This window comes from Blastococcus sp. KM273128, from assembly GCF_021698975.1.
Taxonomy (GTDB): domain Bacteria; phylum Actinomycetota; class Actinomycetes; order Mycobacteriales; family Geodermatophilaceae; genus Blastococcus.
Window position 1 is genome coordinate 31,301 of the sequence record NZ_SSXA01000007.1, and the last position, 25,333, is coordinate 56,633.

Sequence of the window (25,333 nt, forward strand, 5' to 3'; positions counted from 1 at the left end):
TTGATCTTGGCGTCCGCGCCGGTCCCGCGCGAGCTCAGCCGCCCCGGCGGGGCTCGCCCCGGTAGGTGCCGAACTGCCAGAGGTTGCCCTCGGGGTCGCGGGCGGCGAAGTCCCGGGAGCCGTGGTCGGTCTCGTAGGGCGGCCGGACGATCTCGGCACCGGCGGCGACGGCGCGGGCGTGCACGGCGTCCGGGTCGGCGGTGACGACGTAGCAGCCGGTGGCCTGCACCGGCCACTGCCCGCCGTCGTCGCGCACCGAGCCGAGCATGACGCCGCCGCCCTCGGGCCAGTCGATCTGGGCGTGGTCGACGCGGTCGCCCTCGCCGTAGGTGACGGTCTCCTCGAAGCCGAAGGCGTCGACGAGGAAGCGGATGAGCCCGCGGGCGTCGCGGGCGCGGAAGGCGGGCCACACCTGCGGCGGCGGGGCCTGACCCGCGGCGGGTGCCTGGGCGGTGGTCGTCGGGTTCGTCATGCCCCCGACAGTGCCGCGTCCAGGGCGGAGGTGTCTTGCACGTATCCGAACTCCGCGGCCAGCCAGCGGGTCGGCGCCAGGCCGGCGAACGCCGTCCACTCCCGGGTCAGGTGCGCCTGGTCGCTGAACCCCGCGGCGACGGCGAGCGCGGCGAGGTCGGGCGGCAGACCGCGCGCGACGCGGCCGGCCAGGGCGCGGCGGGCCCGGTCGAACCGCACCACGCGCGCCGCCTCCTTCGGGTTCAGCCCGGTCTCGGCGCGGAACCGCCGCTCCAGGTACCGGGTGGACCAGCCGACCCGGGCGGCCACCTCGGCGACGCGGAGCCGGCCGCCGCCCGCCGTCGTCAGCCGCCAGGCCTCGGCCACCTCCGCCGGGACGCCGTCGGTGCCGCGCAGCCGGCGCAGCAGCGCCCGGTCGAGCGCGGCGAACCGGGCCGGCCAGCCGTCGGCGGCGCGGAGCCGCGCGAGAAGCTCCTCGGCCGGCGGGCCGAGCAGGTCGGCCAGCGCGACGTCCACCGAGGCCAGTACTCCGGCGGGCAGGCCGAGCAGCGCCCGGGCACCCAGCGGCGTGAGGGAGAGCTGGATGCCGGCCTGCCGGCCGGGGTGGACGATCCGCGCCGGGCGGGTGTGCAGCCCGCCGACCAGGGCGTCGAAGCGGCCGGGGGACTGCGCCGGGTCCGGGTGCGCGGCCATCTCCAGCGGCTCGTCGAGGGTGAGGACGACGGTCAGCCAGGGGGAGGGGAGGCCCAGGTGCTCGCCGGGCGGGAAGCCCTCGTGCCGGTAGCCCAGCGCGGCCGCGACGTGCGGGCGCAGCGCCGGGTGCGGGCGGTGCACCACCGACTCCTGCCGCACCCGGCCAGGATGGCAGCGGCCGGCTCAGGGCTCCAGAGCGGTCGATGCGGTCCCAGCGGGGCGCGTCCCGTTGCCACGCGGGTCGAGCCGCGCCACCGACCGTCGAGCCGTGCCCTGGTGCGGCTCAACAGTCGGTGGGGCGTCTCGACGGTGCCTTCGTGCCTGGCTCGGCCTCGTCCGCCGTGCTCAGTAGCCGGTGAAGGAGGCGACCCCGAAGAGGAGGAACAGGGCGAAGAACCCGACCCCGATCCAGCCGAGCACGATCCCCGCCGTCGCCATGCCGCCGCCGGACTCGCCTCTCTCCCGGATCTGCCGCTGGGCGGTGTAGCCGAAGACCAGCGCCAGGATGCTGCCGATCCAGTACAGCCAGAGGATGCCCAGCACCAGCGAGGCGATGGCCATGCCGTTGGTGCGCTGCGGCGGTGCGTACGGGTAGCCGCCGTACGGCTGGCCGTAGGGACCGGGGTAGGGCTGCCCGTAGGGCACGGGCTGGGGCGGGCCCTGGGAGCCGCCGGGCTGAGCCGGAGCGCCGTAGGGCGCCGGCTGCTGACCCCAGGCCGCCGGTGCCGGCCGGTACGGGTCGTCGGCGCCGGGGTGGTGCGGATCGGGGTACGTCATCTGCTCGCTCCTGGGCTGGGGCGCCGGGAGCACGTCCCCGGCGTTCGCACCATCGTGACGGTCGTCGGGGATCGGACGGACGCGCCGCGCGGCACCGGCCACCCCGACGGGGGAGCCGGCAGAGCTACGGGACCCTGCACCCGCCGGCGCCGTCACACGTCTCGATCGGCGCCGTGACGGGCGCGTCGCCATCAACGTTCTGACCTGCGATTTCTGTCATACCCCACCCCTACTGTCCGGGTGTCGGTCGAGGTCCTCGCAGGAGGGAGCGCGCACGTGTCCGAGCTGCGGTCGGCCCTCGACGAGTTGGCGTCGATCGACCTGGGCGAGCTGTCCGACGGCACCTTGCTCGACCTGGTCGGCGAGCTGAGCACCACGGTCAACCGGATCACCGCGGCGCTGACCACGGCGGTGCGGGCCTCGGACCGGCGGGAGGCCTACCGCCGCGACGGCGCGGTGTCCATGCAGGCGTGGCTGCGCGGCTCGTGCCGGATGGCACCGGAGCTGGCGTCCGCGACGGTGTCCACCGGCCGGCGGCTCGAACAACTGCCGGAGACGGCGGCGGCGTTCGCCGCCGGGACGATCAGCGCCACCCACGCCCGGGTGATCACCAAGGCCATGACCCCGCGCCGGATCGCGAAGGCCGCCGAGCTGGGCATCGACCTGGCCGAGACCGACGCCATCCTGGCCGACCTGGCACGGGCCACCGGCCCGCACGACACCGCCCGCGGGGTCAAGGAGTGGGTCGCCGGGGTGGACCCCGACGGCACCCTGGACGACGCCGCCGACGTGCGCCGCCGGTTCACCATGGCCCCCGGCCTGGACGGGCGGGTGCACCTGCGCGGCGAACTGGACGCCGTCGGCGGGGAGTACGTGCACACCGCGCTGGCCGCGCTCATGAACGGCGACCGCCCCGCCGGCGATCTCCGCTGCCATGCCGAGCGGCAGGCCGACGCCCTGGTGGCGCTGGCCCGCGGCGCCCTGGACGGCGGGGCGCTGCCGGCCGTGCGCGCGGAACGCCCGCACGTGCGCGTGACGATCGACTGGTTCGCCCTGTGCGCCGCCCGCGGCGCCCCTGGCGTGGCCGGCGGCTCGCTGGGCTGGGCCGGGCCGATCAACCCCGAGACCGCCCGCCGGCTGGCCTGCGACGCCGGCGTCGCCCGCGTCATCACCGGGCCGGACGGGCTGCCCCTGGACGTCGGCCGCGCCCAGCGGACCTCCTCGGCGGCGATCCGCCGGGCCATCGAGATCCGCGACGCCCACTGCGTCTTCACCGGCTGCGATGCACCGCCGGAGTGGTGCGACGTGCACCACGTCGTGCACTGGGCCCACGGCGGGCCGACCAGCTGCGACAACGGCGCACTGCTCTGCGAACGGCACCACACGTCCGTCCACGAAGGCGGGTTCACCATCCGCCGCGACCCCGGCACCGGCCGCTGGCATACCCACCGCCCCGACGGGACCGAGATCCTCAGCCGCGCCGGTCCCTGACCCGCCAGCGGCACCGCCGCCGTCCGCTACGCGCCGCGCGGGGCGTACATGATCACCGCGACGCCGACGAGGCAGATCAGCGCGCCGGCGACGTCGTACCGGTCGGGCCGGAACCCGTCGACGGCCATGCCCCACGCCAGGGACCCCGCGACGAAGACGCCGCCGTACGCGGCGAGGATCCGGCCGAAGTTCGCATCGGGCTGCAGCGTGGCCACGAAGCCGTACAGCCCCAGCGCGACCACCCCGGCCCCTATCCACGCCCAGCCGCGGTGCTCGCGCACCCCCTGCCAGACCAGCCAGGCGCCCCCGATCTCGGCCAGCGCCGCCAGGGCGAAGAGGAGCAGCGACCGGGTGACGGTCACCCCTCCACCGCGTCCAGGCCCTGCGACCTCTTCTCGACTCCGTCGAGGAACCGGCGCAGCGTCTCCAGGAAGACCTCGGGCTGCTCCGAGTGCACCCAGTGCCCGGCGTTCTTCACCTTCACCAGCCGCGTGGCGGGGAAGAGCGCGTCCATGCGCGGCCGGTCCTCGGGCAGCACGTAGTGCGAGTTGGCGCCCGCGATCCACAGCACCGGCCCGTCGAACGCCGCGCCCGCCGGGGGCTCGGGGAAGCCGCGCAGCTCCCCGAGGTCCCGCTCCAGGAGCTCCAGGTTCAGCCGCCAGTGCCAGCCGTCGCCCTCCTCCTGCCGGCTGAGGCTCTGCAGCAGGAAGCTGCGGACCATCCGGCTGGGGACGGCGGTGCGCAGGGCGGCGTCGGCGTCGGACCGGGACTCCAGCGCCTCGAGGTCGATCGCCCGCATCGCGGCGATGAACGCGGCGAACGGGGAGGCCTCCTCGTCGGGGTCCTCGGTGCGGCCGCCCTTCAGCGGGTACTCGACCGGGGCGATGTCGACGACGACGAGCGCGCGCAGCAGCTCCGGCCGGCGCAGCGCCAGCTGCATCGCGACCTTGCCGCCCATGGAGTGGCCGACCAGCGTGGCCGGCTCGCCATAGGACTCGAGCTCCGCGGCGACCAGCTCGGCCATGTCCACGTAGTCGACCCGGTCGGTCCACGGGGAGTGGCCGTGGTTGGGCAGGTCCAGCAGCGTCACCCGGTGGTCGTCGGCCAGGCCCTTGGCGATCGTCGTCCAGTTCTTCCCCCGGCCGAACAGGCCGTGCACGAAGACCACGCGCGGGCCGACCTCACCCAGCGTCCGGGCGTGCAGGGCTTCCTCGGCGTTCTCCGTCACCGGGCGATTCCACCAGAGCCGGCGGTGCCGCGCGGCCCCGCGGTCACTCCAGGACGACCTCCGTCTCGCCGGTGGCCGCGTCCAGCGTGATGTACCCGCCCTCGAAGTCCGTCCGGCTGCCGCCCGCGGCGTCGTACACCCCGCTCACCGGGTAGCCGAGCGGGCCGAGCTCCCAGCCGGTCCCGCCCCAGCGCGACCAGATGGGCCCGTAGACCTCGTGCGCGCCCGTCCTCGGCGTGAAGTAGATGGACGCCCCGTCGCTCCGGGAGAAGTTCTGGTAGCGGCCCACCCCGTCCGGGGAACCGCGCTCACCGGTGATCGGGTAGCCCAGCGGGCCGAGTTCGTAGGACAGCGCCGCGTAGTGCCCGTGGATGGCCCCGTAGATCTCGTGCGCCCCCGTCGCCGGCGTGAAGTAGATCGTCCCCGGGCGCGCGAAGTTCTGGTAGCGGCCCACCCCGTCCGGGGAACCGCGCTCCCCGGTCGTCGGGTAGCCCAGCAGTCCCAGCTCGTAGCCCAGCGCCCCGTAGTGCCCACGGATGGCCCCGTAGATCTCGTGGGCCCCCGTCGCCGGGCTGGCGTAGATCGTCGCCGGCCGGGCGAAGTTCTGGTATGCCCCGACACCGTCGGGCGAGCGCCGCTCCCAGTCCACCGGTGCGCCGAGGATCCCGCCCTCCTGACCCAGGGCGCGGTACCGCTGCTCGACCGCCGACCAGGCGACGGAGACGCCCAGGAGCCGCCCGGCCTGCTCCCGCTCGGCGATGACCGGCCACACGTTGGCGTGGCACCCCTGCAGCGAGATCGACTGCTGCTGCATCACCCACGCGGTCCGGCCGGCGGAGGGGCAGTCGGTGTGCCCGATGCCGACCCAGTGCCCGACCTCGTGGTTGATGACGTAGCGCTGGTAGGTGTCGATCCCGTGCGGCCACGACGCCGTGCCCAACCGCCAGCGCTCGTCGTTGATGTAGACCGAGCGCCCCACCCGGCAGCTCCACTGGGCGCTGCACCCCGGTGACGCCGCGGCGATCACCGACGGCGCGGCCAGGACGAGGTCGAAGTCGCTGCCCGAGGCGACCTGCTGGAACGCCACGGTGCCGCCGAGACTCCACCCGCGGGGATCGGTGAGCGCGTCGCGTGCGACGTCGGTGAAGTGCCCGAGATCGCCGGAGACCGCGCCCCGCGTGGACACCGTGTAGGTCACCGTGCGCTCCGCGGCGGACGCGCCGGCGGGTTGCAGGACGACCGCCGCCACCGCGACGAGCGTGACGAGCAGGAGGCGCAGGGCTCGGGTCATGAGGTCCTCCGGCGCGGGCAGCGGTGCCCGCGCGTCGCATCCGGGGGCCGGCGGACGGCGGGGGCCGAGCGCGCCGGTTGCTGTCGCCGACCGGTCTACCGCACCGGGGCCGCCCCGTGGCATGTCGATCTCGTGGCGATCCGAGAAGCGGCGCGCCCGCCTCCTGCCCGGGACCGTCGCCCCCGGCCTCTACCGTGCCGGGAGGTCGACAGGGGGATGCACATGCCAGGACGGCGCCGGAGCGCGAGCGCGCGCACCCGACGGACGACGGCGGCGGCGACGCGCACGGCGAGCCCGCGGAAGGCGACCGCGCGGAAGCCCGCCCCGAGGAAGGCCGCACCCGAGCTGCCCACCGCCCGCCCGGGCGAGCGGGTGTGGGTGCTCGCCGTGCCGTTCCGCGCCCCCGCCCCGGGCGCCGTCTGGCACGCCGGGCTGCAGGCGCACGTGTGGGTGGGCGCGGTGCTGCCGCCGGAGCTCGCGCCCTACGACCCGCCCGCCTACAGCCTGGAGCGCTTCCTCGAGGACGAGCTCAACGAGGCGCCGCGCCCGCTGCCGGCGACCCCTGCCCTGGTGCCGCGCCCCCAGCAGGAGGAGGGCGCCGCGGTCGTCGCCGCGCACGCCGCCGCAGGCGGCCGGGTGTTCCTGCTCGGCGACGACCCGGGAGTCGGCAAGACCGGGACGGCGATCCTCGCGGTGCACGAGATCGCCGCGCAGCGGCCGGTGCGCACCGTGCTGGTCATCGCCGACCGGCCGGCCGCGATCACCATCCCGCACTGGGCCCGCTCGATCGCCGGCTTCGGCGACGGCGGCCTGCGTTGGTGCGTCACCACGTGGGACCGGCTGGGCAAGGTGGCGAAGCTGCACTTCGACGTCGTCGTGGCCGACGAGGCGCACATGGTGCGGCACACGACGACGCAGCGGTGGAAGCACTGGAAGGCCGTCTCCGGTGCCGCGCGGGTCAAGGACACCCCGTACGTGCTCGCCGCGACCGCGACCCCGGCGCACACGCCGCTGGAGCTGCCCTACCTGGCGCCGGAGTTCGCCGCCCGGCACGGGGAGCCCATCAAGGAGTGGGCCGACCTCCCGAAGGCGCTCGAGCGGCACACGTTCCACGTGGAACGTGGCCGCTACGGCTGGCAGTGGACCGAGGACGCCGACGAGCGCCGCGCGGACCTGGCCCGCCTGCAGTCCTGGCTCGCCGACGCCGACCCGCCCGCCACGCTGCACCGCGCGGCGCCCTGGGGGCCGGTGTCGGTGACCGGGACGCCGGTGCTGCTCACCCCGGCCGAGCGGGCGCAGTACGAGGCCGAGTGGTCGGAGTTCCGGGCGGAGATGCAGCTGGCCCGGCGCGGCCGGCAGACCGCCCGCGGCCGGGCGGCGCTGCTGCGGTTCCGCCAGAAGGCCGGGCTGATCCGGGTCCAGGCGACGGTCGACTGGGTGCGAGCCCAGGTGGAGGCCGAGCGCCAGGTGGCGGTGTCGGTCGAGTTCGTGGAGACGGCGGCCGACCCGATCCGCGAGGCGCTGCTCGACGCCGGCATCCCGGTGGCCTCGATCTACGGCCGCGACCGGTTCGACGTCGAGGCCGAGCGGCTGCGGTTCCAGCGCGGCGAGGCCGCTGTCTGCGTCTTCACCGTCACCGCCTCGATCAGCCTGCACGCCGGCGAGCTGCTGCCCGGCGGGTCCACGGCGTCGGAGACCCCGCGGGTGGGGCTGTTCCACCAGCCGCGCTTCTCCGGCATCCAGGCCCGGCAGGTCACCGGGCGCACCCACCGGGACGGGCGCAGTTCGCCGTGGCGGGTGGCGTTCGCGGCCGACACGGTGGAGGAGCAGGTCGCGCGGGTCATGGTCGAGCGGCTGGCGGTCAGCGGCTCGACGGCCGGGGCGGACACCTCGTCGCTGCAGGAGATCGCCGAGCTGCTCGACGCCGACTGGCTACCCGCGGCCGCGCTCACCGAGGGCTGATTCCCGGCCGGGTGCCGGGCCGGGTCAGCACCGGGGGAGCGTGCGGTCGTCCGGCAGCGTGCGCCCGGCCAGCAGCGCGACGAGCCGGCCGGCGTCCGCCCGGACGACCGCGCCCTCGCCCCAGGTCCGAGCGGTGTCGGTGGCCTCGAGCCGCGCACCGGACAGGTCGACGCCGAAGACCGCGCCGCCCGCCGCGACGAGGTGGTCCAGGACGGCGAGCACCGCGTCGGCCGGCGCGACCGGCGGCCGGTCGAGGGCCACGGTCACGTCGAGGGAGTGGACGACGGCGTGGGTCAGCGCGCCCGTCGCGCCACCACCCGGCGGCTCCCAGCGGTGCAGCGCCGGGGAGCGCAGCCCGCCCAGCAGCTCGGCGGCCGGGAGGGAGGCGTCCCGGTCCGCCACCGCGTCGGAGAGCCGGCCGAAGTCCCCACCCGCGGCCGCCAGCTCGGCGCCGAACCGCTCCGGCGTCAGCCGCACCGGCATGGTCACGTGCGCCACGACGTGCCGGGTCAGCCACCCGGCGCACAGCGTCGGCCGGTCCCACGCGTCCTGCTCGGCGTCCGGCAGGTCGGCCAGGCCGCCGTACGTCGCCGCCACCCACCGCCCGACGTCGCCACCACCGCCGCCGTGCCCGTTCCCGGTCATCCCGTCTCCCTCCACCCGGCCGCACGGGATGAGACAGCCGCCGGCCGCGGAAGTCATCGCCCGGTCACCGCAGGCACCCACCTGCGGGACAGCGGTCGCGGGCTGCGCTAGGTTCGGAGCCGTACGTGGCACGGGGTGTCCCGCCCGGGACTGAGATCACACCCGCCGAACCTGCTCCAGTTCGCACTGGCGAAGGGATGTCACCGGCATGTCCGATGCCGTGGAAGTCGTCGACCTGCGCGCTGCCCGCACGGCGCTGCGCGAGACCACGCCGCTGGTCCACTGCCTGACCAACACGGTCGTGCAGACGCTGACCGCCAACGCCCTGCTCGCGGTCGGCGCCGCCCCGGCGATGGTCGACGCCCCCGAGGAGGCGGGCGACTTCGCCGCCGTCGCCTCCGCCGTCCTGGTCAACGTCGGCACGGTCAACGCCCGCACCGCGGAGGCGATGCGGCTGGCCGCCGGGTCGGCCCGGGCGGCGGGCACCCCGTGGGTGCTCGACCCGGTCGCCGTCGGTGGCCTCGCCTTCCGGACGACGCTCGCCGGGGAGCTGGCGGCGCTCGCCCCCGCCGTCGTCCGGGGCAACCCCTCGGAGGTCATGGCGCTGGCCGGGGCGGGCTCCGGCGGGCGCGGCGTGGACAGCACCGCGGGCTCCGACGACGCCGCCTCCGCCGCCGCGGCGCTCGCCGGGCGCACCGGCGGCGTGGTCGCCGTCAGCGGCGAGGTGGACCTGATCACCGACGGCGCGCGCACCCTCCGTGTCGGCGGGGGCTCGGCGCTGCTGACCCGCACCACCGGCGCCGGGTGCGCGCTCGGCGCGCTGGTCGCCGCGTACGTCGCCGCGACCAGCGACCCCTTCACCGGTGCGGTCGCCGCGCACGCGCACGTCGCCCTCGCCGCCGAGCGGGCCGCGGCGGGCGCGGCCGGGCCCGGCACGTTCGCGGCGGCGTGGCTGGACGCGCTGGACGCCGTCGGCCCCGACGAACTCGCCCGCGCGGACGTGCGGAGCGCCTGATGCGCCCGGCGTTCGACCCGACCCTGTACCTGGTCACCGACACGCAGCTGTGCCGACCGCGACCGGTGGCCGACGTCGTCCGCGCCGCGGTCGCCGGTGGCGTCACCGCCGTCCAGGTGCGCGACAAGGAGGCCTCCCGCCGGGAGCTCCTCGCGCTGACCCGCTCGGTGCAGGCCGCCCTCGCCGACCGGCCGGACGTCGCGGTGGTGGTGAACGACGCCCTCGACGTCGCCCTGCTCGCCGGCGCCTCGGGCGTGCACGTCGGCCAGGAGGACCTGCCGGTGACCGAGGTGCGGGCGGCGCTCGGGCCCGACCGGCTGGTCGGCCTCTCCGTGGGCAGCGGCGCGGACCTCGCCGCCGCGCTCCACCTGCCGGAGGGCACGCTCGACCTCGTCGGCCTGAGCCCGGTGTGGGCGACACCGACCAAGCCCGAGGCCGGTCCGGGTCTGGGCCTGGCCGCCGTCCGGGAGCTGGCCGCCACCGCGCGGGCCGCGGGGCTGACCGCCGTGGCGATCGGCGGCATCGACGCCACCCGGGCGGCCGCGGCCGCGGCCACGGGCGTGCAGGGCATCTGCGTGGTCTCGGCGATCTGCGCGGCGGCAGACCCGCGGGCCGCGGCGGCGGCGCTGCGCGCCGAGCTGGCCCCGGTGGGCGCGCGATGACGCCGACCGCGCTCACCGTGGCCGGCAGCGACCCCAGCGGCGGCGCCGGGATCCAGGCCGACCTGAAGACGTTCAGCGCCCTGGCCACGTACGGGACGGCGGTGCTCACCGCCCTCACCGCGCAGAGCACCCGCGGCGTCACCGCCGTGCACCCTGTCCCGGCGGAGTTCGTGGCCCAGCAGCTGCACACGCTGCTCGACGACGTCGAGGTGCACGCCACCAAGCTCGGGATGCTCGGCAGCGCCGACGTGGTGCGCGCGGTCGCCGCGGTGCTGGCCGAGCGGCGCCCCGGCCCGGTGGTCTGCGACCCGGTGATGGTGGCGACGAGCGGCCACCGGCTCATCGACGACGACGCCGTCGCGGCGGTCCGCACCGAGCTGCTGCCGCTGGCCGATCTCATCACCCCCAACGTGCCGGAGGCCGCGGCCTTGCTGGGCACGGAACCCGCGACCGACGTCGAGGGGCTGCACGAGCAGGCGCGGGCGCTGCTGGCCCTGGGGCCGCGCGCGGTGCTGCTCAAGGGCGGCCACCTCGGCGGCCCCGAGAGCGTCGACGTCCTCGCCACCGCCGCCGGCACCACGGAGAGCCGGCGCCCCAGGATCGACACGACGGCCACCCACGGCACCGGGTGCACGCTCTCCTCGGCGCTGGCCGCGCTCGCCGCCCGCGCCGGCGGCACCCCCGACTGGCCGGCCCTGGTCGAACCCGCCCGCGACTACCTGCAGCGGGCGCTCGCCGCGGGGGGCGCGCTGCGGATCGGCGCCGGCCACGGCCCGGTGCACCACTTCGCCGGGATCTGGCCGGCGTGACCGGCTTCAGCGACCGCGCCTGGGCGGCGACGGCGGACCTCCGCCGGGCGATCGACGAGCTGCCCTTCCTCGCCGAGCTGGCCGACGGCAGCCTCGCCCCGGCGGTCTTCCGCCACTACCTGGAGCAGGACGCGCTCTACCTGGGCAGCTACGCGCGGGCGCTCGCGCTGCTGGCGGCCCGCGCCCCCGATACCGGGGCGGCGGCCTTCTGGGCGGGCTCGGCGCAGACCTGCGGGGCGGTGGAGACGCAGCTGCACGAGGACCTGCTGGCCACCGACCTGCTGGGCACCGACCTGCTGGGCGGCGCCCCGACGGCGTCGCCGACCTGCCTCGCCTACACCTCCTACCTGGTGGCGACGGCGGCGACCGCGCCCTACCCGGTCGCCGCCGCGGCCGTCCTGCCCTGCTACTGGGTGTACGCCGACGTCGGCGCCCGCCTGGCCCCGCTGGCCCGGGCGGCGGCCGAGCACCCCTACCGCCGGTGGGTCGCCACCTACGACGCCGCTCCCTTCCAGGAGGCCACGGCCACCGCCCGGCGGCTGACCGACGCCGCGGCGCACTCGGCCCCCGACCAGGAGGCCGCCATGCTCACCGCGTTCGCCGTCGCCACCCGGTACGAGCTGGAGTTCTGGCGCGCCGCCCACGCCCGTGAGCGCTGGACCGTCCCGGTCTGACCGGGGGCGGCTGCCGACGGCTCCGCCGGCCGGGCGATCATCGGTGCCATGAGGCGGGAGGCGAGCATCCTGCACCTGGACCTCGACGCCTTCTTCGCCGCGGTCGAGCAGCGCGACAAGCCCTCGCTGCGCGGCCGGCCGGTCGTCGTCGGCGGCGTGGGCGGCCGCGGCGTCGTCGCGACGGCGTCCTACGAGGCGCGGGCCTACGGCGCGCGGTCGGCGATGTCCACCGCGGAGGCCCGCCGGCGCTGCCCGCCGGGGACGGCGTTCCTCGGCGGCCGCTTCGCCGCCTACCGCCGCACCTCCGACGTCGTCATGGACCTGCTGCGCGAGCTCTCCCCGCTCGTCGAGCCGGTCTCGATCGACGAGGCGTACGTCGACCTCGCCGCCGGCCCCGCTGCCGACCTCTCGGTTTCCGGTGTGACGGAACTGGCCGCGGGTCTCAAGGAGCGCATCGCGGACGCCACCGGCGGGGTCACCGGGTCGGTCGGCATCGGCAGCTCGAAGCTCATGGCGAAGATCGCCTCCGACCTGCAGAAGCCGGACGGCCTCGTCGTCGTCCCGCCGGGCGGTGAGCTCGACGTCCTGCACCCCTTGCCGGTCACCCGGCTCGGCGGGGTGGGGCCGGCGACCGCGGAGCGGCTGCACCAGGTCGGGGTGCGCACCGTCGGTGACCTCGCTGCCAAGTCGCTGCCCGACTTGGTGGCGCTGGCCGGCCGCGCGCACGGCGCCGGGCTGCACGCCCTGGCCCGCGCCGAGGACGACCGCGCCGTCGTCCCCGACCGCGAGGTGAAGTCGGTGTCGCACGAGGAGACGTTCGAGCGGGACCTCACCGACCTCGCCGTGCTGAACCGGGAGATCGACTCGATGGCGGCCCGGGTGGGGAGCCGGCTGCGGGCCGCCGCGTACTCGGGCCGCACGGTCACGCTGAAGCTGCGGCGCTACGACTTCACGACGATCACCCGCTCGCAGACGCTGCCGCAGCCCACCGACGACGCCCGGGTCATCGCGACCACGGCCCGCCGGCTGCTCACCGAGGCCGGCACGAGCGGCGGGCTGCGGCTGCTCGGGGTCGGGGTCTCGGGGCTGTCGCTCTACGCGCAGGGCGACCTCTTCGCCGCAGACGAGGAGGAGCCGGACGAGGCCGAGGCGCCCGAGCGGGAGGCGGCCGAGGAGCCGCCGCTGCCGGTGGAGAAGCGCTGGTGGCCGGGGCAGGACGTGCGGCACGAGGAGCACGGGGCGGGCTGGGTGTGGGGCCGGGGGCTCGGCCGGGTGACCGTGCGCTTCGAGGGCCCGTTGACGCCGCCCGGCCCGGTGCGCACGCTGGCCGCCGACGACCCGGCGCTGCAGCCGGCCGACCCGCCCGACTGGTTGAAGGACCCTCCTGCCCCCCACCACTCGCAAGCTCGCGGCGGGCCCCTGCAGGAGGGCCGATGACAGCCGCCCGGTCCTGGTGGGGCTGGGGGACGACGGACCAGGCGCTGCCCGACGACGAGTGCGCCGCGCTCGCCGGGCTGCTCCCGGGGCTGCCCGCCCGCCCGCGCCCGGTCCCCGACGTCGGCGACCTCGCGCTGCCGCCGTCGCGGATCACCCCGCCGTCGACCCTGCCGGTGACCACCGACCCGGCGGCACGCGCTGCCCGGGCGTACGGCAAGGCCTACCGCGACGTCGTCCGGGCGCTGTCCGGGGACCTCGCGGGCGCACCGGACGCCGTCGCCCGGCCCGGCGCCGAGGCCGAGGTCGTCGACCTGCTGGACTGGGCCGCCGCCTCGGACGTCGTCGTGGTGCCCGTGGGCGGCGGCAGCTCGGTGGTCGGCGGGGTGGAGTACCGCGGCGAGCGGCCATGGCTGGCGGTGGAGCTCACCGGGCTGGACCGCGTCCTGGAGGTCGACCCGGTGAGCCGGGCCGCGCGCATCCAGGGCGGGGCTCTGGGCCCGGTGCTCGAGGCCCAGCTGCGCCCGCACGGCCTGACGCTGCGGCACTTCCCGCAGAGCTTCGAGTTCTCCACGCTCGGCGGCTGGCTGGCCACCCGCGCCGGCGGGCACTACGCCACCCTGCACACCCACGTCCACGACCTGGTGGAGTCGCTGCGGGTCGTGACGCCGGTGGGGGTCAGCGAGTCGTGGCGGCTGCCCGGGTCGGGCGCGGGCCCCTCACCCGACCGGCTCTTCCTCGGCTCGGAGGGCATCCTCGGCGTCATCACCGAGGCGTGGATGCGGCTGCAGGACCGGCCCCGGTGGAAGGCCTCGGCGTCGGCGACGTTCCCCGGCGCCACGGCTGCGTTCAGCGCCGTCCGGGCGATCGCGCAGGCCGGGCTGCACCCGGCGAACTGCCGGCTGCTCGACCCGGGCGAGGCCGCGCTGGCGGGCGCGGCGTCGGGGGAGTGGGTGCTGGTGCTCGGCGTGGAGTCCGCCGCGCACCCCGTGGAGGGGCGCCTGAGCGAGCTGACCGACCTGGCGCGGGCGCACGGGGGCCGGGTGGCCGACCCGGCAGCGGGAGGCGACACGGCCGCGGATGCCTGGCGGAGCAACTTCCTGCGCATGCCGTACGTCCGCGACGGGCTGGCCCGGATGAGCGCGCTCGTGGAGACCTTCGAGACGGCGTGCACCTGGGACCGCGTCGAGGAGCTCTACGCGACGGTGCGCGCCGAGGTGGGGGCCGCCGTCGAGCAGGTCACCGGCGCGCCCGGCCTGCTCAACTGCCGGCTCACCCACGTCTACCCCGACGGCGCCGCGCCCTACTTCACCGTCCTCGCCGCCGGGCGGCCCGGGGACGAGGTGGCGATGTGGGACGAGGTGAAGACGGCGGCCTCGGAGGTGCTGGGCCGGCTGGGCGCGACGATCACCCACCACCACGCCGTCGGCCGCGACCACCGCCCCGGGTACGACCGGCAGCGCCCGGAGCCGTTCGGCCTGGCGCTGCGGGCGGCCAAGTCCGCGCTCGACCCGGCCGGGGTGCTCAACCCCGGCGTGCTGCTGGACGAGCTGCGCTCCGGCCGCTGAGCGCGCCGGGGCGGCCGCCCTGTAGAACGACTGCATGCCCGATCGCCCCGAACCGAGCGCCTGGACCCGCATGACGCAGGAGGACCCCTCCCACTCGGCGGCCTACGTGCAGCGGTTCCGCACGCTGGCCGAGCAGGGGATGGACCTGGTCGGGGAGGCGCGGCTGGTCGACGCGATGCTGCCGCGCGGCTCCCGGGTGCTGGACGCCGGCTGCGGGCCGGGCCGGGTGGGCGCGCACCTGCACGAGGTCGGCCACCGGGTGGTGGGGGTCGACGTCGACCCGGTGCTGATCGCCGCGGCCGAGGAGGACCACCCCGGGCCGCGGTGGCTGGTCGGCGACCTGGCCGAGCTGGACCTGCCGGCGCAGGGCATCGACGAGCCCTTCGACGCGATCGTCAGCGCCGGCAACGTGATGGCGTTCCTCGCGCCGTCGACCCGTGGTGCGGTGCTCCGCCGGCTGCGCGCCCACATCGCGGCGGACGGCCGAGCGGTCCTCGGCTTCGGCGCCGGCCGCGGCTACGCCTTCGACGAGTTCCTGGACGACGCGCGGGCGGCCGGCTGGGCCCCCGACCTGCTGCTGTCGACCTGGGACCTGCGGCCGTTCGCGCCCGACTCCGACTTCCTGGTCGCGGTGCTCCGCCCCGTCTGACCACCGGTCCGGGCGCGCCGGCCGCCGGCGGTGCTCAGATGCGGCCGTCGGCCCGCAGCAGGAGGAGCGCCTGCACCGTCCGGTGGCCGCGCCACTCGAGGGCGGCGGCGGGGGACCAGCTCTCGAAGTCGACCGCCCACCCGCCGTCGTCCTGCTGGCCCGCCGCCAGCCGGTCCAGCTCGGCCTCCACGACCCCAGGGGCGAACAGCGACCGGGCCGGGCCCCCGGGCAGCGGGGCGAAGTCCAGCGGGCGCATGTGCTCGTCGGGCGCACCCCCGGCCACGTGCAGCAGCCCGTCCGCCGGCACGTGCGACCGCAGCCGGTCGAGCAGCTCCACGGCCTCCGGGTGCGCCCCGACGGCGGCGTCGAGGAACCGCACCGCGAACGCCAGCTCCATGGCGTGCGTGTTCCCGTCGAGCCGGCCGACGGCGTCCAGGCAGTAAGCGGTCGCCCCCTCCAGCCAGGGGTGCCCGGCCACGGCCGGGTCCGCCGCGGCGACCTGGTGGGCCGTCGCGGCGACGACCGCGGTGATCTGCAGCGAGGACCGGGTCGGGTCCGCCCCCGTCCAGAACGGTGCGCAGGCAGCCGGATCGGGCACCGGCAGGGCGAACGGCAGCCCGCCGTCCGGCAGGCTCACCGCCGCCAGCCAGTCGCAGAGCTCGAGGGTTCGCGGCGTGGTGGCGGGCGCGACGTCGGCGAAGGCCTCCAGCGCGTGCAAGGCACCACCCGGCTGGCTGGTCGCCGAGCGCAGGTCGGGCTCCAGGCCCCACCCGTAGCCGCCGTCGGTGTTGCGGTACCCGTCGACGGCCGCGAGCACCGGCACGGGCGACCCGCCCGCGAAGAGCAGCTCGAAACGACGGCGGTCCAGCACCCGCCCGGCGGTGGCGAGGAAGTCGGCGGCGGCGGCGAGGTCGACGGTCACCGCGCCACCCTCCCGGAAACTCGGACCTCGCGGTGCGGCAGCTCCCTCGCCGCCTGCCGTGCGGCCGGCGGACCCGCCCCGCGGTCGGCCCGCACCCGTCGCCGGGACCGGGGTGTTTCCCGTGAAACCGGCGTCACCTGCCACCGGCGTGGTCACCCGGGTCCGTGGACGACGGCGGCACCCCGAGCGCGATCGTCAGCTCCAGCACCGTCTGCGGGTCCTCGAGCCCACGTCCGTAGAGCTCGCGCAGCTGGGTCATCCGGTACCGCACCGTCTGCGGGTGCACGAAGAGCGCCGCGGCCACCTGGTCGCGCCGGCCGTGGTGGAGCAGCCAGCTGCGCAGCGTCTCGGTGAGCTTCTCGCGCGCCGTCTCCCCCACCGCCGACAGCGGGGCCAGCGCCCGGGCCCGCAGGTCGGCCAGCGCCTCCTCGTCGGCCCGCAGCACCAGCTCCGCCAACCGCGCGTCGGTGTCCAGCGGCGCGTCGGGCTCCGCGCCGGGGTCCAGCCGCAGTGCCCGCAGCGCCCGGCCGTACGAGGCCTGCGCGCCCCACCAGGGCCGGGCGGGGCCGACCACGGCACCCCGGCCCGCCAGCCCGCGCAGCAGCGCACCCCGGGCGGCGCCCTCGGCGTCCGGCACCAGCAGCGCCGCCAGCTCCCCCGGGGCGTCCAGACCCGGCAGGTCCTCGGTCGCGACCAGGGTGCGGGGGTCCAGCGAGACCAGCGCCCCGCGCACCCGCCCCTCGGGGAGCACCACGGCGGTCAGCGTGCGCGGCGGGGCCCACTCGGCCCGCTGCGCCATCTCGGAGAGCTCGGCGTGCGGGCTCCCGGTGAGCAGGCCGCGCGCCAGCCGCTCGCGGAGGCGCAGGCGCGCCCGGCTGCTGGAGGCGAGCTCGTCGGCGTGCCCGGCGACGCTCGCGGCGGAGAGCCGGTCGATGTAGGCGAACACGAGCTCGGCGAACCGGGCCAGCGCCATCGGGTCCATGCCGGCGCGGACGGCGGTGGCGCTCATGTCCCGCCACGAGACCCGCGCCCCCACCCGGTAGGCGGCCAGCAGCGCGTCCATCGAGCGGCCGCTGCGCGCCTCCCCGCGACCCAGCGCGTAGGCGGCCTCGACGACCGGCCCACCCGGGGTGCCGGCGTCCACGCCGCCGCCGTCCACCGCCACCTGGAGGAAGCCCCGCAGCGCCAGCTCCACCGCGGTGGAGATCTTCCGGCCCATCGGGCCCTGGAAGGCGTCGGCGTAGCTCGGGACGCCGACGATGATCTCGTCGACGGCCCGCTCGGCCACCGCCGGCAGGTCGGCGCGCATCGCCTCCGCCACGGCCTCCGGGAACAGCACCGGGTTCGCCGTCATCCCGCCTCCTTTGTTCTTCGGGAACAGAAGCTACCGGCCAATTCACGTCCGGGGCACAGGTATTTGGTCAACCGGCTGGGAAAGCTGAACACCATGACCGCAACCGCCCCGCGCCCCGCCGCGGCCCGGCCGCCGGCGCGCAGGGCGCTGCGCGACCGGGTGCTCAAGGTCGCCGAGCTGGTGACCACCCCGCTGCTCCCCGTCGACTACCTCGACCTGTTCGACCCGCTGCGGTCCGGGGCGGCGTTGCGCGGCCGCATCGAGGCAGTGCACCGGGAGACCCGGGACGCCGCCTCGATCGTGATCCGCCCCGGGCGGGACTGGCTGCCGCACGTCCCCGGGCAGTACGTGCGCATCGGCATCGACATCGAGGGCGTCCGCCAGTGGCGCGCCTACTCGATCACCTCGGTGCTCGACCGCGCCGACGGGTGCTTCACCATCACCGTCAAGGCGATCCCCGACGGGAAGGTCAGCAACCACCTGGTGCACCGCGTGCAGCCGGGCACGATCGTCCAGCTCGACCAGGCCACGGGTGAGTTCTGCCTGCCCGATCAGGCGCCCGCGAAGACGCTGTTCGTCACCGCCGGCTCCGGCATCACGCCGGTCATGGGCATCCTGCGCAACTCCGTGGACCAGCTCGCCGACACCGTCCTGGTGCACTCAGCGCCCACCGCCGACGACGTCGTCTTCGGCGAGGAGCTGCGGCAGATGGCCGCCGAGGGCCGCATCCGGCTGGTCGAGCAGCACACCGACAGCGCCGGGATGCTCGACGCCCGGTCCATCGCCGAGCTCGTGCCCGACCTGCACGAGCGCTCCACCTGGGCGTGCGGCCCGGTGGGCATGCTCGAGGCGCTCGAGGAGCACTGGGCGTCGGTGGGGATCGCCGACCGGCTGTACACCGAGCGCTTCCGGCCGCGCATCCTCGTCACCGGCGAGGGCGGCAAGGTCTCGTTCACGAAGAACGGCACGACCCTCGAGGCCGACGGCGCCACGCCGATCCTCGACGCCGCCGAGGAGGCGGGCGTGCTCATGCCCAGCGGGTGCCGGATGGGCATCTGCTACGGCTGCGTGCTGCCCCTGCGCGAAGGCGCCGTCCGCGACCTGCGCAACGGCGAGATCACCACCGCCGAGGACGTCGGCGACGGCGTCCTCATCCAGACCTGCGTCAGCGCCGCCGCCGGCGCCTGCGCCATCGACCACTGACCCCGTCCCCCGACCGAGGAGTGCTGACGTGACCGTCCTGCAGAAGAAGCCCGAGAACCCGATCGACCACCTCACCCCCGAGGACATCGAGCTCATCGGCAAGGAGCTCGACACGATCCGCCAGGAGGTGCGCGACAGCCTCGGCGAGGACGACGCCAAGTACATCCGCACGGTCATCGACGTCCAGCGCAAGCTCGAGCTGGGCAGCCGCGCTGTCCTGCTGTTCTCGAAGTTCCCGCCGGCCTGGGTGCTCGGCACCGCGGGGCTGTCGGTCGCCAAGATCCTCGAGAACATGGAGATCGGGCACAACATCCTGCACGGCCAGTGGGACTGGATGCGCGACCCGAAGATCCACTCCACGACGTGGGAGTGGGACATGGCCAGCCCGGCGGAGCAGTGGAAGCACTCGCACAACGAGCTGCACCACACGTACACGAACGTCGTCGGCAAGGACAACGACCTCGGCTACGGCATCATGCGCGTCGACGAGGACCAGAAGTGGGTCCCGCTGTACCTGGCGCAGCCGCTCTGGAACTTCATCAACGCCTGCTTCTTCGAGTACGGCATCGCCGCCTACGACCTCGAGCTCGGCAAGAACCTGGCGACCAAGAAGCGCCGGCAGAACCCGAAGTTCCGGGCCGACGCCAAGAACGTGCTGAAGAAGATCCGCAGGCAGATGACCAAGGACTACGTCGTCCACCCGCTGCTGTCGGGTCCGTCGTTCCTGCCGACGCTGGTCGCCAACTTCACCGCCAACGTGGTCCGCAACCTGTGGTCGCACTCGGTGATCATGTGCGGGCATTTCCCCGAGGGCGTCGAGACCTTCGAGAAGACCTCGATCGACGGGGAGACCCGCGGCGAGTGGTACCTGCGGCAGATGCTGGGCTCGGCGAACATCTCGGGCAGCAAGGCCATGCACATCATGACCGGCAACCTGAGCCACCAGGTGGAGCACCACCTCTTCCCCGACATCCCGAGCAACCGGTACGCCGAGATCGCGCCGAAGGTGAAGGACATCTTCGACCGGTACGGCCTGACCTACCACACGGCCCCCCTGTACAAGCAGGTCGCGAGCGCGTGGCACAAGGTCATCCGGCTGTCGCTGCCCAACGGCTGGCTCGCCGAGACGACGCCGAAGAACGCCCCGGCGCAGCTGGCGAAGCTGTACAAGATGACGACCGGTGGGCCCAAGGTCCGCCGCGCGCTGCAGCAGCAGGCCGCCGCCTGAAAAAGGACCCCGCCCCTCTCACCCTTCGCACGCTCAGGGTGAGCCTCCGGGCGGGGCCGTGAACGGCAGAGGCCCGGAACCGTCACGGTTCCGGGCCTCTGGCGTTCGTCGGGTGGTCAGGGCGCGAAGTTCAGCGACCGCAGCAGGCCCGGATCGCTGATCGGCACCTCCCAGACCGGCCCGTCCGCGTCCGGGTCCACGACCTCGCCCCGGCCCAGGAACGCGGCGACCTGCCCCTGCGCCTGCATCGCGGCCACCGGGAAGCGGGCGACGTCGAGCAGGAAGCCGTGCGGGTTGAGCGCCGCCGTGGAGGCCAGGTCGTTGCGGAAGAGGCTCGTCCGCGACCAGAGGTCCCCGGCGTCGACCAGCGTGTACGACGTCGGGTTCGGCACCGTCTGGTCGCCGTAGGCCACCTGGACCAGGACGCGGTCCTCCCGGATCAGCGGGGAGAAGGTCTCCGGGCTGCCCGGCCGGGTCAGCCAGGTGGCGTTCGCCAGGTACTCCTGGATGGCGAGCGCACCGGGGACGGTGGCGGTCACCGGCGCCTCGCCGCGCAGCGGGAGCTGCTCCTCGAAGAACCAGCGGCTGGCGTCGGGGCTGTTGGGCGCCAGCCCGGCCGCCTGGAGCGCCTGGAAGGTCAGCGGCCGGAAGGCCGGCGACAGGCGGGCGATGTCGTTGATCGGCCCGCCGGGCACGTTGAGCACCGACCGGGCGATCGTCCGGTCGGCGCCGGCGAGCATGGTGCCGTAGATGCCGCCGAAGCTCTGCCCGAAGTACGTCACGCGGGCACCGGAGAGGTCGGGGCGCCGGTCGCCGTCCACGTCCGTGCCGCCCACCGAGCGGACGAGCGTCATGATGTCGGCCGCCGTCTGCCGGAGCGCGTCACGGGAATTCACCGCCGCGGCCGCGCCGGTGGCCGAGGAGCCCTCGGTGCTGCCGAAGAGCCCGTCCCCGTCCTGGTCGACGCCGCGCCCGTAGGTCGGGATGGTCCGGGTCCCGCCGTCGGCGGTCGTGATCTGCCAGGTGCTCTCCGGGCCGTACCCGTGCCCGACCACGTTGGTGCCGATCGTCGCGATCCCGCTCTTGGCGTTGGTGATCGCGGCCAGGAAGACGCTCCTCGTCGAGCCGGTGAAGCCGTGCCCGAACGCGGCGGTGGGCCAGCCGCCGGCCGGTGCCGGGCCGGCCGGGAGGACGGCGACGAACGGCAGCCGCTCGGCCTCGACCGGCGCCGGGCCCTGGTCCCGGGTCGGCGTCTGCGCGATGGTGACGTCCTCGCGTAGCCAGGACGGCGCCTCGTAGGAGCCGAAGACGAGCGTGCTGCCGGCGGGCAGCAGGGCGGTGGGCTGCACGCTCGGCCCGGCCGGCGTCCCACCCGGCACGGCCGGCGCGGGGCGGTCGGGGACGAACGTGACGGTGGTGCCGGCCACCGGGACGACGGCGTCGATCTCCAGCCCGGGGCGCCCGATGCCGACCTCGCGGAGCGCGCGGTTGGACTGGATCTGCCGGTTGATGTCGAGCAGGCCGTCGGTGGCGCTCAGCGTCGTGAACGTCTCGCCGGTGGCCGAGTTGGCGGGGCCGGGCTGCACGTCGATGCGGTACGTGGTGCCCGGGGCGAGCTGCTCCGCGGGGTGGGCGTACAGCGTGTTGGTGGCCGCGTCCCAGACGACGCGGTCGACGCCGGTGCGCCACCCGCCGCGCTCCTGGCGCACGGTGATCCGCTCGGCGACCGCGGCGGGGTCCACCGGGGCGTCGAAGCGGACGGCGATGCGCGGGTCGAGGTCGAAGCCGTCGAGCTCGTTGAGCCGCTCGATCAGGCCGCAGACGACGGTGTTGTCGCAGCCCTCCGTCGGCAGGGCGACCCGCAGGCCGGTGAGCTGCTGCCGGTCGGGGACGGTCAGGTCGTTGCTGGGGAAGACCGACACCGGCTGAACCGGGTCCGTGGACGCGAGCGCGGGGGAGGCGGTGGCCGTGACGGTGACCGCCGCGGCCAGGGCGCTGATGACCGACGCGGTCGTCCGGCGCCAGGGATGTGAGGACAAGGGGTCTCCTATGCCTGAGGGGCCCTTTTCCTAACCCACCCGTGACTCGCGCCACAATGGTTGCCTGCTGCATCACCGCAGGTCGTGGCGCAGCGCTGCACGGACCGGTCCGTCCACGGTGCTCGCAGCCCACCGGGTGGCGCGGTTCGACCACGCCGAGGGGCCCGGGACCATCCGGTCCCGGGCCCCTCCCGGTGCGGTGCGCTCAGTTGGCCATGTCCACGAAGCGGCTGTAGTGGCCCTGGAAGGCGACGGTGACGTTGGCCGTCGGGCCGTTGCGGTGCTTGACCAGCATGATGTCGGCCTCGCCGGCCCGCGGGGACTCCTTCTCGTACATGTCCTCGCGGTGGATCATCATCACCATGTCGGCGTCCTGCTCGATCGAGCCGGACTCGCGGAGGTCGGACAGCATCGGCTTCTTGTCCTGCCGCTGCTCCGACCCTCGGTTCAGCTGCGACATCGCGATGACCGGGACCTCGAGCTCCTTGGCCAGCAGCTTCAGCGCACGCGAGAACTCCGAGACCTCCTGCTGGCGGCTCTCGACGCGCTTGCCGGAGGTCATCAGCTGGAGGTAGTCGATGACCACGAGCTTGAGGTCGTTGCGCTGCTTGAGCCGCCGCGCCTTGGCCCGGATCTCCATCATGGTCATGTTCGGCGAGTCGTCGATGTAGAGCGGGGCGTCGGCCACCTCGCCCATCCGGCGGGCCAGCTTCGCCCAATCCTCGTCGGAGAGCGTGCCGGCGCGCATGTGGTGCAGCGGCACCTTCGCCTCCGCCGACAGCAGACGCATGGTGATCTCGTGCTTGCTCATCTCGAGCGAGAAGATCACCGCCGGCAGCTGGTGCTTCACCGTGGCCGACCGGGCGATGTCCAGGCCCAGCGTCGAGTTGTGGGTGGGGATGAAGCTCCGCCCGGCCAGGAAGAGGGAATCCGGCGCGTCCACCTGGATGCAGCGCACGGGCACGCTGGCGATCGGCCGGACGTCGGTGATGAACCGGGCGCCGCGAGCGGTGAAGGTCCGGGCGCCGCGCTCCTTGTGGAGCAACTTCTTTCGCTCCAGCTTGAAGACCTCGTCGTCGGTGCTGAAGGTGAGCGTGTAGCAGGTCGAGGACGCCTCGGTGCGCCCGCGCACCCGCTTGGTGCTCAACTTCACCCGGTGGCCGAGGCTCGCGATCAGCTCACGGGTGTCCTCCGCGAGCCGGCGGTTGGTCACGGCGAACTGCACGGCTCCACCCGGCGTGACCGTGCCGTCGGTGTCGAGCAGGCCGGCCAGCAGCGCCCGCCGCTGGGCCACCGACCCCCGGAGGTACGCGAGAGGGATGTGCTTGTCGTCGAGCACCCCCAGCCCACGCAGGAGCGCCTTGACGGTGCCGTGGTCGTTTCGGCATGCCTGGCACTGCGCCAGACCGGCCGAGGGGCCACCGCAGTCGGGGCAGGTGGCGGTGCGACCGACGCCGCCGCTGGCGCGCAGCGCGCCACCGCACGTCTTGCCGCATGTCTGCACCTGCGACGTCCGCGGCAGGAAGAGCTCGCCGCACATCGGGCAGTTCCGCATCTCCGCGGAGACCTGCGCCGGCAGCCGCAACGAGTACCGACGATCCGCCCCGGTCGGCTGGGCCACGAGCCCCTCGGCCTCGATGTAGACGGCGATCTCGGGGTCGGCGCTGGTGAACTGCGCTGCCGCGGAGGTGCCGTCGCCCAGCCACACGCCGAGGGCGTACGGCGGGAGGGGCAGGTCGGCCGGCGGCAGGTCCAGGGGCAGGCAGTTGCGCACCGAGTGGTTGAGGCGGGCGTCCTTGGTCGCGCACCGGACGGTGCGCGCGATCTCCTCGGTCGTCCGGACCTCGGCGAACGTGCGCTGGTTGCGGTAGCCGTTGTACCCGGTGCGGGCCTGCTGGGCGGACCGGCGGCTGGCCCGGGTCTCCGTGAGCCACTGGTGCTGGGCATCGGCCACGATCACCGACCCGTCGGAGAAGTGGACCTCGAAGCAGGGACGGTCGGTCAGGACATCGGTGGCGGCCACCACCGTGGTCGGCCGGCCGTCCGAGCCCAGCACCCGGTCACCGACCCGGATCTCGCCCATCGTGGTCCAGCCGGACGGCGTCCCGATCGGGGTGTCGAGGGCGAGGGCCTTGCCCACACCGGGCCTGGCCGCGATGACGACCATCTGCCCGGCCTGCAGGCCGTTGGTGAGCTCGTCGAGGTCGCGGATGCCCGTCGGGACGCCGCGAGCGGTGCCACCGCGCGAGGCGATCGCGTCGAGCTCGTCCATCGTCGGCTGGAGCACGTCCTCGAGGCGCGAGTAGTCCTCGCTCATGCGCTTCTCGGTGACGTCGTAGATCTCCTGCTGGGCGCGGTCGACGATGTCGTCGACGTCGCCCTTCCCGCCGGCCGCGCCGTAGCCCAGCTGCACCACGCGGGTGCCGGCCTCCACCAGCCGCCGCAGCACCGCCTGCTCGGCCACGATCGCGGCGTAGTAGCCGGCGTTCGCCGCCGTCGGCGTGGACTGGATGAGCGTGTGCAGGTAGACCGCACCGCCCATCTTGGACAGCTGGTCGGTGCGGTTGAGCTCCGCGGCGACGGTGATCGCGTCCGCCGGCTCACCCCGCCCGTAGAGGTCCAGGATGCAGTCGAAGATCACCTGGTGCGCCGGCCGGTAGAAGTCGTTGCCGTGCAAGACCTCCACGACGTCGGCGATCGCGTCCTTGCTCAGCAGCATGCCGCCGAGCACCGACTGCTCCGCCGCGACGTCCTGGGGCGGCTGCCGGTCGTACTCCGGCGCCGTCACGGACGGACGGCTGAACTCGTCGGCCACCGCCACGGGGGTACCTCCATCTCCTTGCGGGCGCGCCCGCATCACCACCGCGCGCAGGGGAAGTACGCGAGCTCGGCGGACGGCGCCGTGCCGAACACCTGTTCGGCTCCTGCCTACCGGAGGGGTCCGACAAGGACGTCGTCCGCTCGGTGGCGGAGTGGACGTTAGGAACCTCCGCAGGCCGCGTCCACCACCGGTGTGCACGCCGATCTGCACAACTTGTGGACAAGTCGGTGGACGGAGCCGTGTCGACATGTGGACGGGTCGGGGGACAGCCACCGCCCGCTCCCGTGGCCACCCCGGCTGACCTGCACGGACTCCGCCCACCGGGTGTGGACGGGGAAAACCACGGAAGAAATTTCTGCGCCTCGCACCACGAGTCACAGCGGTGCGCCGCCGGCCG

At 75.2% G+C, this 25,333-nt stretch carries 22 protein-coding genes and 1 riboswitch; of the genes, 11 read left to right on the plus strand and 11 right to left on the minus strand.

Annotation, left to right across the window (positions count from 1 at the left end):
* Nucleotides 1-34: 34 nt before the first annotated feature.
* From E9529_RS03700 to E9529_RS03710, 3 genes are all read right to left on the minus strand, one after another.
* Nucleotides 35-472, minus strand: a complete 438-nt coding sequence (locus E9529_RS03700) for a VOC family protein (protein ID WP_236829754.1) — start codon at nucleotides 470-472, stop codon at nucleotides 35-37.
* On the minus strand, nucleotides 469-1,323 hold the full coding sequence (locus E9529_RS03705) for a helix-turn-helix domain-containing protein (protein WP_236829755.1): 855 nt from the start codon (nucleotides 1,321-1,323) through the stop codon (nucleotides 469-471). The genes E9529_RS03700 and E9529_RS03705 overlap by 4 nt, the downstream gene beginning before the upstream one ends.
* A 186-nt stretch (nucleotides 1,324-1,509) precedes the next feature.
* On the minus strand, nucleotides 1,510-1,941 hold the full coding sequence (locus E9529_RS03710; protein WP_236829756.1) for a DUF4190 domain-containing protein: 432 nt from the start codon (nucleotides 1,939-1,941) through the stop codon (nucleotides 1,510-1,512).
* A 276-nt stretch (nucleotides 1,942-2,217) separates the two neighbouring features.
* Between E9529_RS03710 and E9529_RS03715 the strand changes: the two genes are divergently transcribed.
* Nucleotides 2,218-3,432, plus strand: a complete 1,215-nt coding sequence (locus E9529_RS03715) for an HNH endonuclease signature motif containing protein (RefSeq protein WP_236829757.1) — start codon at nucleotides 2,218-2,220, stop codon at nucleotides 3,430-3,432.
* A gap of 26 nt (nucleotides 3,433-3,458) precedes the next feature.
* Here the strand turns inward: E9529_RS03715 and E9529_RS03720 are convergent, their stop codons facing one another.
* From E9529_RS03720 to E9529_RS03730, 3 genes are read right to left on the minus strand one after another with little or no spacing between them, the layout of a single operon-like run.
* Entirely contained in the window at nucleotides 3,459-3,794 is a 336-nt protein-coding gene (locus E9529_RS03720; protein WP_236829758.1) for a YnfA family protein, read from the minus strand.
* Nucleotides 3,791-4,660 (minus strand): alpha/beta fold hydrolase, encoded by an 870-nt coding sequence (locus E9529_RS03725; protein ID WP_236829759.1) that lies wholly within the window; start codon nucleotides 4,658-4,660, stop codon nucleotides 3,791-3,793. Before E9529_RS03725 ends, E9529_RS03720 begins: the two co-directional genes overlap by 4 nt.
* Nucleotides 4,661-4,703: 43 nt before the next feature.
* Nucleotides 4,704-5,951, minus strand: a complete 1,248-nt coding sequence (locus E9529_RS03730; protein WP_236829760.1) for a DUF3152 domain-containing protein — start codon at nucleotides 5,949-5,951, stop codon at nucleotides 4,704-4,706.
* Nucleotides 5,952-6,173: 222 nt separating this feature from the next.
* Here E9529_RS03730 and E9529_RS03735 point away from each other — a divergent pair, with 222 nt between their 5' ends.
* Nucleotides 6,174-7,913 (plus strand): helicase, encoded by a 1,740-nt coding sequence (locus E9529_RS03735; protein ID WP_236829761.1) that lies wholly within the window; start codon nucleotides 6,174-6,176, stop codon nucleotides 7,911-7,913.
* Between the two features lie 24 nt (nucleotides 7,914-7,937).
* Here the strand turns inward: E9529_RS03735 and E9529_RS03740 are convergent, their stop codons facing one another.
* Nucleotides 7,938-8,558: a maleylpyruvate isomerase family mycothiol-dependent enzyme gene (locus E9529_RS03740; protein WP_236829762.1), complete on the minus strand. Its 621-nt coding sequence runs from the start codon at nucleotides 8,556-8,558 to the stop codon at nucleotides 7,938-7,940.
* 121 nt (nucleotides 8,559-8,679) lie between these two features.
* Nucleotides 8,680-8,773, plus strand: a riboswitch (TPP riboswitch).
* Between E9529_RS03740 and thiM the strand changes: the two genes are divergently transcribed.
* From thiM to E9529_RS03775, 7 genes are all read left to right on the plus strand, one after another.
* Nucleotides 8,767-9,573: a hydroxyethylthiazole kinase gene (thiM, locus tag E9529_RS03745; protein ID WP_236829763.1), complete on the plus strand. Its 807-nt coding sequence runs from the start codon at nucleotides 8,767-8,769 to the stop codon at nucleotides 9,571-9,573. (Overlaps the previous riboswitch by 7 nt.)
* The gene (gene thiE, locus E9529_RS03750) at nucleotides 9,573-10,235 is read left to right on the plus strand and encodes a thiamine phosphate synthase (RefSeq protein ID WP_236829764.1); all 663 of its coding nucleotides are present in this window, start codon (nucleotides 9,573-9,575) and stop codon (nucleotides 10,233-10,235) included. Before thiM ends, thiE begins: the two co-directional genes overlap by 1 nt.
* Nucleotides 10,232-11,044 (plus strand): bifunctional hydroxymethylpyrimidine kinase/phosphomethylpyrimidine kinase, encoded by an 813-nt coding sequence (gene thiD, locus E9529_RS03755; protein WP_236829765.1) that lies wholly within the window; start codon nucleotides 10,232-10,234, stop codon nucleotides 11,042-11,044. Before thiE ends, thiD begins: the two co-directional genes overlap by 4 nt.
* A complete protein-coding gene (locus E9529_RS03760; protein WP_236829766.1) occupies nucleotides 11,041-11,718 on the plus strand; it encodes a TenA family protein in 678 nt (225 codons plus the stop codon). Before thiD ends, E9529_RS03760 begins: the two co-directional genes overlap by 4 nt.
* Before the next feature lie 48 nt (nucleotides 11,719-11,766).
* A complete protein-coding gene (locus E9529_RS03765) occupies nucleotides 11,767-13,155 on the plus strand; it encodes a DNA polymerase IV (protein ID WP_236829767.1) in 1,389 nt (462 codons plus the stop codon).
* Nucleotides 13,152-14,720, plus strand: coding sequence for an FAD-binding oxidoreductase (locus tag E9529_RS03770; RefSeq protein WP_236829768.1), 1,569 nt, complete (start codon nucleotides 13,152-13,154; stop codon nucleotides 14,718-14,720). The genes E9529_RS03765 and E9529_RS03770 overlap by 4 nt, the downstream gene beginning before the upstream one ends.
* A 34-nt stretch (nucleotides 14,721-14,754) precedes the next feature.
* Nucleotides 14,755-15,369 (plus strand): bifunctional 2-polyprenyl-6-hydroxyphenol methylase/3-demethylubiquinol 3-O-methyltransferase UbiG, encoded by a 615-nt coding sequence (locus E9529_RS03775; protein WP_236829769.1) that lies wholly within the window; start codon nucleotides 14,755-14,757, stop codon nucleotides 15,367-15,369.
* Nucleotides 15,370-15,403: 34 nt separating this feature from the next.
* Here the strand turns inward: E9529_RS03775 and E9529_RS03780 are convergent, their stop codons facing one another.
* Together E9529_RS03780 and E9529_RS03785 are read right to left on the minus strand one after the other, a co-directional pair.
* Nucleotides 15,404-16,291: a hypothetical protein gene (locus tag E9529_RS03780; protein ID WP_236829770.1), complete on the minus strand. Its 888-nt coding sequence runs from the start codon at nucleotides 16,289-16,291 to the stop codon at nucleotides 15,404-15,406.
* Nucleotides 16,292-16,424: 133 nt separating this feature from the next.
* Nucleotides 16,425-17,645, minus strand: coding sequence for a CdaR family transcriptional regulator (locus E9529_RS03785; RefSeq protein ID WP_236829771.1), 1,221 nt, complete (start codon nucleotides 17,643-17,645; stop codon nucleotides 16,425-16,427).
* A gap of 93 nt (nucleotides 17,646-17,738) precedes the next feature.
* Between E9529_RS03785 and E9529_RS03790 the strand changes: the two genes are divergently transcribed.
* On the plus strand, nucleotides 17,739-18,848 hold the full coding sequence (locus tag E9529_RS03790; RefSeq protein ID WP_236829772.1) for a ferredoxin reductase: 1,110 nt from the start codon (nucleotides 17,739-17,741) through the stop codon (nucleotides 18,846-18,848).
* Between the two features lie 28 nt (nucleotides 18,849-18,876).
* Entirely contained in the window at nucleotides 18,877-20,076 is a 1,200-nt protein-coding gene (locus tag E9529_RS03795; RefSeq protein WP_236829773.1) for an acyl-CoA desaturase, read from the plus strand.
* A 116-nt stretch (nucleotides 20,077-20,192) separates the two neighbouring features.
* On the opposite strand, the gene E9529_RS03800 is transcribed toward E9529_RS03795, so the two are convergent.
* Nucleotides 20,193-22,115 carry an Ig-like domain-containing protein gene (locus E9529_RS03800; RefSeq protein WP_236829774.1) on the minus strand — a complete coding sequence of 641 codons (1,923 nt, stop codon included), beginning with the start codon at nucleotides 22,113-22,115 and terminating at the stop codon, nucleotides 20,193-20,195.
* Nucleotides 22,116-22,320: 205 nt separating this feature from the next.
* Nucleotides 22,321-24,936 carry a replicative DNA helicase gene (gene dnaB / locus E9529_RS03805; RefSeq protein WP_236829775.1) on the minus strand — a complete coding sequence of 872 codons (2,616 nt, stop codon included), beginning with the start codon at nucleotides 24,934-24,936 and terminating at the stop codon, nucleotides 22,321-22,323.
* Nucleotides 24,937-25,333: the final 397 nt, after the last annotated feature.

Coding starts and splice junctions, on each gene's coding strand:
- E9529_RS03700 (WP_236829754.1), bottom strand. CDS start 472: ATGACGAACCCGACGACCACCGCCCAGGCACCCGCCGCGGGTCAGGCC.
- E9529_RS03710 (WP_236829756.1), bottom strand. CDS start 1,941: ATGACGTACCCCGATCCGCACCACCCCGGCGCCGACGACCCGTACCGG.
- E9529_RS03730 (WP_236829760.1), bottom strand. CDS start 5,951: ATGACCCGAGCCCTGCGCCTCCTGCTCGTCACGCTCGTCGCGGTGGCG.
- E9529_RS03735 (WP_236829761.1), top strand. CDS start 6,174: ATGCCAGGACGGCGCCGGAGCGCGAGCGCGCGCACCCGACGGACGACG.
- E9529_RS03740 (WP_236829762.1), bottom strand. CDS start 8,558: ATGACCGGGAACGGGCACGGCGGCGGTGGTGGCGACGTCGGGCGGTGG.
- thiM (WP_236829763.1), top strand. CDS start 8,767: ATGTCCGATGCCGTGGAAGTCGTCGACCTGCGCGCTGCCCGCACGGCG.
- thiE (WP_236829764.1), top strand. CDS start 9,573: ATGCGCCCGGCGTTCGACCCGACCCTGTACCTGGTCACCGACACGCAG.
- thiD (WP_236829765.1), top strand. CDS start 10,232: ATGACGCCGACCGCGCTCACCGTGGCCGGCAGCGACCCCAGCGGCGGC.
- E9529_RS03765 (WP_236829767.1), top strand. CDS start 11,767: ATGAGGCGGGAGGCGAGCATCCTGCACCTGGACCTCGACGCCTTCTTC.
- E9529_RS03770 (WP_236829768.1), top strand. CDS start 13,152: ATGACAGCCGCCCGGTCCTGGTGGGGCTGGGGGACGACGGACCAGGCG.
- E9529_RS03775 (WP_236829769.1), top strand. CDS start 14,755: ATGCCCGATCGCCCCGAACCGAGCGCCTGGACCCGCATGACGCAGGAG.
- E9529_RS03785 (WP_236829771.1), bottom strand. CDS start 17,645: ATGACGGCGAACCCGGTGCTGTTCCCGGAGGCCGTGGCGGAGGCGATG.
- E9529_RS03790 (WP_236829772.1), top strand. CDS start 17,739: ATGACCGCAACCGCCCCGCGCCCCGCCGCGGCCCGGCCGCCGGCGCGC.